Annotated in this window: 6 protein-coding genes; all 6 read right to left on the bottom strand. The window is 69.2% G+C overall.

Annotation, left to right across the window (positions count from 1 at the left end; genetic code table 11):
- Window positions 1-223 precede the first annotated feature (223 nt).
- A complete protein-coding gene (locus tag ACQKIP_RS37935) occupies window positions 224-598 on the bottom strand; it encodes a helix-turn-helix domain-containing protein (RefSeq protein WP_135333667.1) in 375 nt (124 codons plus the stop codon).
- A gap of 109 nt (window positions 599-707) precedes the next feature.
- Window positions 708-1,334: a CinA family protein gene (locus ACQKIP_RS37930; RefSeq protein ID WP_365858073.1), complete on the bottom strand. Its 627-nt coding sequence runs from the start codon at window positions 1,332-1,334 to the stop codon at window positions 708-710.
- Window positions 1,331-2,071 carry a CDP-diacylglycerol--glycerol-3-phosphate 3-phosphatidyltransferase gene (pgsA, locus tag ACQKIP_RS37925; protein WP_365858072.1) on the bottom strand — a complete coding sequence of 247 codons (741 nt, stop codon included), beginning with the start codon at window positions 2,069-2,071 and terminating at the stop codon, window positions 1,331-1,333. Before pgsA ends, ACQKIP_RS37930 begins: the two co-directional genes overlap by 4 nt.
- Window positions 2,068-3,561 (bottom strand): 30S ribosomal protein S12 methylthiotransferase RimO, encoded by a 1,494-nt coding sequence (rimO, locus tag ACQKIP_RS37920; RefSeq protein ID WP_365858070.1) that lies wholly within the window; start codon window positions 3,559-3,561, stop codon window positions 2,068-2,070. The genes pgsA and rimO overlap by 4 nt, the downstream gene beginning before the upstream one ends.
- 110 nt (window positions 3,562-3,671) lie before the next feature.
- Window positions 3,672-4,589 (bottom strand): helix-turn-helix domain-containing protein, encoded by a 918-nt coding sequence (locus ACQKIP_RS37915; RefSeq protein WP_365858068.1) that lies wholly within the window; start codon window positions 4,587-4,589, stop codon window positions 3,672-3,674.
- 212 nt (window positions 4,590-4,801) lie between these two features.
- Window positions 4,802-5,751: FtsK/SpoIIIE domain-containing protein (locus tag ACQKIP_RS37910; protein ID WP_427745186.1), on the bottom strand; the 950-nt coding region annotated here is incomplete at its 5' end.

Below are 5,751 nucleotides of genomic sequence, written 5' to 3'. Positions count from 1 at the left end.
GACTCTTCACGACATACATGCAACCTCCAGAGATCACGGGACCTTGTGAGCTAAAATCCCCCACCAACCATGGCACAAGCGAACGAATAGGGACATCCAGCGAGCGGCGCCCGGGAGCAGAACAGCCCCGGAACACACGAAGCCCCGGCCGGTAACCCGGCCGGGGCTTCGTCACACTTAAGCGCTCAAGCAGCGTGCACCGTCAGTGCAGCGGTACGCGGCATCACGCGGCGACGACGTCCACCGCCTCCGCAGGCGCCTTGATCGTCACCCGTTCCGGCGGCACACCGCTCACCGAGACGGAATTGAGCATGGGGCGAACCGGTGTACGCACCGGTTCCGTAGCCGCTGCCGACGCAGCCAGTTCGGCGAGAGAGAGCTCATCGCTCACCTCGCGCATGAGCTCGGACATCCGTACGTCAAGCGCGTCGCAGATCGCGGAAAGCAGCTCGGAGGATGCCTCCTTCTGCCCCCGCTCTACCTCGGAAAGATAGCCGAGCGAGACTCGGGCGGACGAGGAGACTTCGCGCAGAGTACGGCCCTGGCGCTGGCGCTGCCGACGCAGCACGTCACCCAGCAGGCGACGGAGCAGAATCATCGGTGGCTCCCTCCTCGGACCGCGTAGCCGCATCCTTCACGCCCCACCGTACCGCCTCGCGCGGCGGCCGTGCGGGGAGCGATGTCGTGTTCACTCAGGGCTGCAAACATCAAGTCCCCCCGTTCTGTTCCGTATCCTGTGCCCGCCCATTCCCGGCACGTTCGCCGGACAGCCGCTCGAGCAGCAGCCTGAGCACGCTCCGTACACTCTCCATACGAATGTCCGAACGGCCACCGTTCAACCGCAGCGCCGCAACTTTCCCCTCAGAGCGAAGCGCGGAACCCGGTCCGCCGACCGCGAAATCCGGCCCGTCGACCGCGGAAATCGGCCCGCCGGCGGGTGAAACCAGCCCTTCGACCATGGAAACGGGCCCGTCGACCGCAACGAACACGGTCCCGACCGGCTGTCCGTCCTGCGGATCCGGCCCGGCGACGCCCGTGGTCGCGATCCCCCAGTCCGCGCCCATGACCTTGCGCACACCGGCCGCCATCTGGAGTGCCACCTCGGCATCCACGGCGCCGCGCTCCGCCAACAGAGTGCCGTCGACCCCGAGCACCTGCTGCTTCAGCTCGGTCGCGTAGGCCGTCACGGATCCCCGGAAGACCCGGGAGGCCCCCGGCACCGCCGTCACCTCCGCGGCCACCAGGCCCCCGGTGAGCGACTCGGCGACGGCGAGCGTCTCGCCCCGCGCCTGAAGCAGCCGCAGAGCCTCCGCGGCCGGTTCTGCCGACGTCACGACGCCGACTCCCTGGCCCCCTCGCCGGAGGCCGCGGCGGACCCGGAGGCCGCGGCGGACCCGGAGACCGCTGCCGCCGCTGCCGCCGCCTCCGCGAGCCCGAGGCGACGCAGCACGATGGCCTGGCGCACATAGTCGAGCCCGGTCAGGACGGTCAGGACGACGGCGACCGCCATCACCCAGAACCGCAGCGTGGCGAGCGGCCCGGTCAGCGCGAGGACGTACATCCCGGCCGCCGTGCCCTGCCAGAGCGTCTTCATCTTGCCGCCGCGACTGGCCGGGATGACTCCGAAGCGGATCACCCAGAACCGCAGCAGCGTGATTCCGAGCTCACGCCCGAGAATGACGCCCGTCACCCACCAGGGCAGATCACCGAGGTACGAGAGACAGACGAGCGCGGCGCCCATGATCGCTTTGTCGGCGATGGGATCGGCGATCTTCCCGAAGTCCGTGACCAGGTTGTACGTCCGTGCGAGGTGCCCGTCGAACAGGTCGGTGATCATGGCGACGGCGAAGGCCGCCCAGGCCCACGCGCGCCAGGCCGGGTCGTACCCGCCGTCGGCGAGCAGCAGCATCACGAAGCCGGGCACGAGCAGCAGCCGGATCACCGTCAACAAGTTGGCGACGTTCCACACGCTGGCCTGATTGACGGCCGCAGCGCCCAACTTTCCGCCGCGCACCGGCTTGGCGCCCTGCGCGCCGGAGCCGCCCGCCGCGGATGCCGGGACTCCGGTCATCTGCGCGCCTCCTCGGCCGGGATCCGGGGCGAGGCCCCCAGAATTTCGCTGTACTCAGCCACCAGGTCCACGCCTTCCGTGCCGACCACCTTTGCCACGACCATACGGCCGACCTGCAGGTCATCCCCACCCGTGGGGCCCGCGAAGCGGATCTGGCCGTCCGTCTCGGGCGCCTGGTGCGCCGCCCGGCCGATCGCGCCGTCCTCCTCGTCCACGGACTCCACAAGCACCTCGACGGTCTCACCGAGGCGGTCGTCGGCGCGCTGCGAGGTCAGTTCCTCGGCGAGCCGCGAGATGCGCGCGAGCCGCTCGTCGACGACGTCCTGGTCGAGCTTCTTGTCGTACGTCGCCGCTTCCGTGCCCTCCTCGTCGGAGTACCCGAAGACGCCGATGGCGTCCAGCCGCGCACCAGTGAGGAACCGCTCGAGCTCGTCCACGTCGCCCTCGGTCTCGCCGGGGAAGCCCACGATGAAGTTGGACCGCACACCGGCCTGCGGGGCCTTCGTACGGATGGTGTCCAGAAGTTCCAGGAACCGGTCGGTGTCCCCGAAGCGCCGCATCGACCGGAGCACGGTGGGCGACGAATGCTGGAAGGAGAGGTCGAAGTAGGGGGCGACCTTCTCGGTGGACGTCAGTACGTCGATGAGTCCGGGGCGCATCTCGGCGGGCTGGAGGTAGCTGACGCGCACCCGCTCGATCCCGTCGACGGCGGCCAGCTCGGGCAGCAGCGTCTCCAGGAGCCGGATGTCACCGAGGTCCTTGCCGTACGAGGTGTTGTTCTCGGAGACGAGCATCACCTCCTTGACGCCCTGCTCGGCCAGCCAGCGGGTCTCGCCGAGCACGTCCGAGGGGCGCCGCGAGATGAAGGACCCGCGGAAGGAGGGAATGGCGCAGAACGAGCAGCGCCGGTCGCAGCCGGAGGCCAGCTTCACCGAGGCGACGGGGTTGGTGCCCAGGCGCCGCCGCAGCGGGGCGCGCGGCCCTGAGGCGGGCGCGACGCCCTCGGGCAGGTCCACGGGCGCGTGCCCGGGCAGCGCGACGTCGGAGCCGGCCTCCTGGCGCTCCGCGGGGCTGATCGGAAGCAGCTTGCGCCGGTCGCGCGGGGCGTGGGCCTCGATGTTTCCGCCGCCGAGGATGGTCTGCAGACGGCTGGAGATGTCGGAGTAGTCGTCGAAGCCGAGGACACCGTCGGCTTCGGGGAGGGCGTCGGCGAGCTCCTTGCCGTACCTCTCGGCCATGCAGCCGACGGCCACGACGGCCTGGGTCTTGCCGTGACCCTTGAGGTCATTGGCTTCCAGGAGGGCGTCGACGGAGTCCTTCTTGGCGGCTTCGACGAATCCACAGGTGTTGACTACGGCGACGTCCGCTTCTTCGGCGGCCTCGACGAGCTCCCAGCCGTCCGCCTCCAAGCGGCCTGCGAGCTCCTCCGAGTCCACCTCGTTGCGGGCGCAGCCAAGAGTGACAAGGGCGACGGTGCGGCGTTCGGGCATGCTTCCAAGACTACTTTGTCCCTGCCCGGGCCCCCGCCGCGAGGGTCCGGGCCCCGTTCACAGGGCACACGAGGCACACCAAGCACACAACGCGCACGAGACGCACAGGCTCAGCCGACCTCGGGATCACCCTTGGTGTACGTCAGCCGCTCGACCTGACCGGGGTCGAATTCGTTGTCGACCGCCTTGCCGTTCACGAACAGGGCGATCGCGCCCGCGTCGCCGAGCACCAGGTCGATCTTCTGCTTGTCCGTGAAGGTCTTCGACTTGCCCTCTTCGAGGACGCCGTCGAAGAGCGTCCGGCCGTTGTGGTCCTTGGCCGAGATCCAGCTGCGCCCGTCCGGGGCGCTGACCTTGACCGTGACCTTGTCCTTGGGAGCGCCGGCGATGGCGCTGTCCGACGGGTCCGGCTTGGGGTCCGCGGGCTTCTCGGGCTTCGGCTTCGTGGCGGGCTTGCTGGTGGCGGGCGATGCGCCCTCGGCCTGCGACTTCGCCCCGCCGGTGTCCTCGTCGCCGCCGCTGAACGCGGTGAAGCCGACGAAGCCGATGACGGCGACGATCGCGGCGACCATGGCCGCGGTCCAGTTCGGACGGCGCGGATCGGACCTGATGCGCTCGGCCTCGAAGAGCGGCGCCGCCGGAGTGGGCGCGGGCGGGTGGCCGCCGTGCGCCTTGTCATACCGGGCCAGGAGAAGGGCGGGATCGATGCCCACGGCGCGCGCGAGCGTCCGGATGTGGCCGCGGGCGTAGACGTCGCCGCCGCAGCGGGAGAAATCGTCCTGTTCGATCGCGTGCACGATCGGGACGCGCACCCGGGTGGACGCGCTGATCTCGTCGACGGTCTGGCCCGAGTCGATGCGTGCCTGCTGCAGCGTGTGCCCGATCGAGGGCTCCTCGACTGCCGGGATCTCGGCTGCCGCAAGGTCCTCGGCGGGCCGGTCGTCGGCGGGCCGGGGGTCGACGGGGCGGTCGTCTGTGGGTCGGTGGTCTGAAGGGCGGTCGTCTTCAGGGGAGTTGCCGATGGACACGGGGGCGCCTTTCGAGCGTGTAGCCACCTGCCGGATGTTCAGTCTAGGGGGGTTCTGAAAGGGTGGGGCAACTGGGCGACGGACTTTGTACGCCATCGGAATGGCCGGACATCCTGCCATCGGAACAGCCGGACATCCTGATGTTGGTTCATGGTGCTGTCCCTCCCCTCAACTTGACGTATGCCGAAGGGAAACGGTTGCCTGCCGCACCCTTATGGGTGAGCCTCCCCGCGGATCACCGAGAGCACGCCATCCAGCTCATCGGGTTTCACAAGAACGTCACGAGCCTTGGAGCCCTCGCTGGGCCCCACGATGCCGCGCGACTCCATGAGGTCCATCAGCCGCCCGGCCTTCGCGAAGCCGACGCGCAGCTTGCGCTGGAGCATCGACGTCGACCCGAACTGGGTGGAAACCACCAGCTCAGCGGCCTGGCAGAGCAGATCGAGGTCATCGCCGATGTCCTCGTCGATCTCCTTCTTCTGCTTGGTGCCCACGGTGACGTCGTCCCGGAAGACGGGCGCCATCTGGTCCTTGCAGTGCTGGACGACCGCGTGGATCTCTTCCTCGGTGACGAAGGCGCCCTGCATTCGGGTGGGCTTGTTCGCCCCCATCGGCAGGAAGAGCCCGTCCCCCTTGCCGATCAGCTTCTCGGCACCCGGCTGGTCGAGGATGACGCGGCTGTCGGCGAGCGAGGAGGTCGCGAACGCGAGCCGTGAGGGCACGTTCGCCTTGATCAGACCGGTCACGACGTCCACGGAAGGACGCTGCGTGGCGAGCACCAGGTGGATGCCGGCCGCACGGGCGAGCTGCGTGATGCGGACGATCGAGTCCTCGACGTCGCGCGGGGCGACCATCATCAGGTCAGCGAGCTCGTCGACGATCACCAGGAGGTACGGGTACGGGCTGAGCTCGCGCTCGCTGCCCTCGGGCGTCTTGAGCTTGCCCTCGCGCACGGCCTGGTTGAAGTCGTCGATGTGCCGGTAGCCGAAGGCCGCGAGGTCGTCGTAGCGCAGGTCCATCTCGCGTACGACCCACTGGAGCGCCTCGGCGGCCCGCTTGGGGTTGGTGATGATCGGCGTGATCAGGTGCGGGATGCCCTCGTACGCGGTGAGCTCGACGCGCTTGGGGTCGACGAGGACCATCCGTACGTCCTCGGGGGTCG

Source organism: Streptomyces sp. NPDC059900, from assembly GCF_050270335.1.
GTDB lineage: Bacteria > Actinomycetota > Actinomycetes > Streptomycetales > Streptomycetaceae > Streptomyces.
Note: the sequence above shows the minus strand (reverse complement) of the source record. Positions and strands in the feature narration are given on the sequence as shown.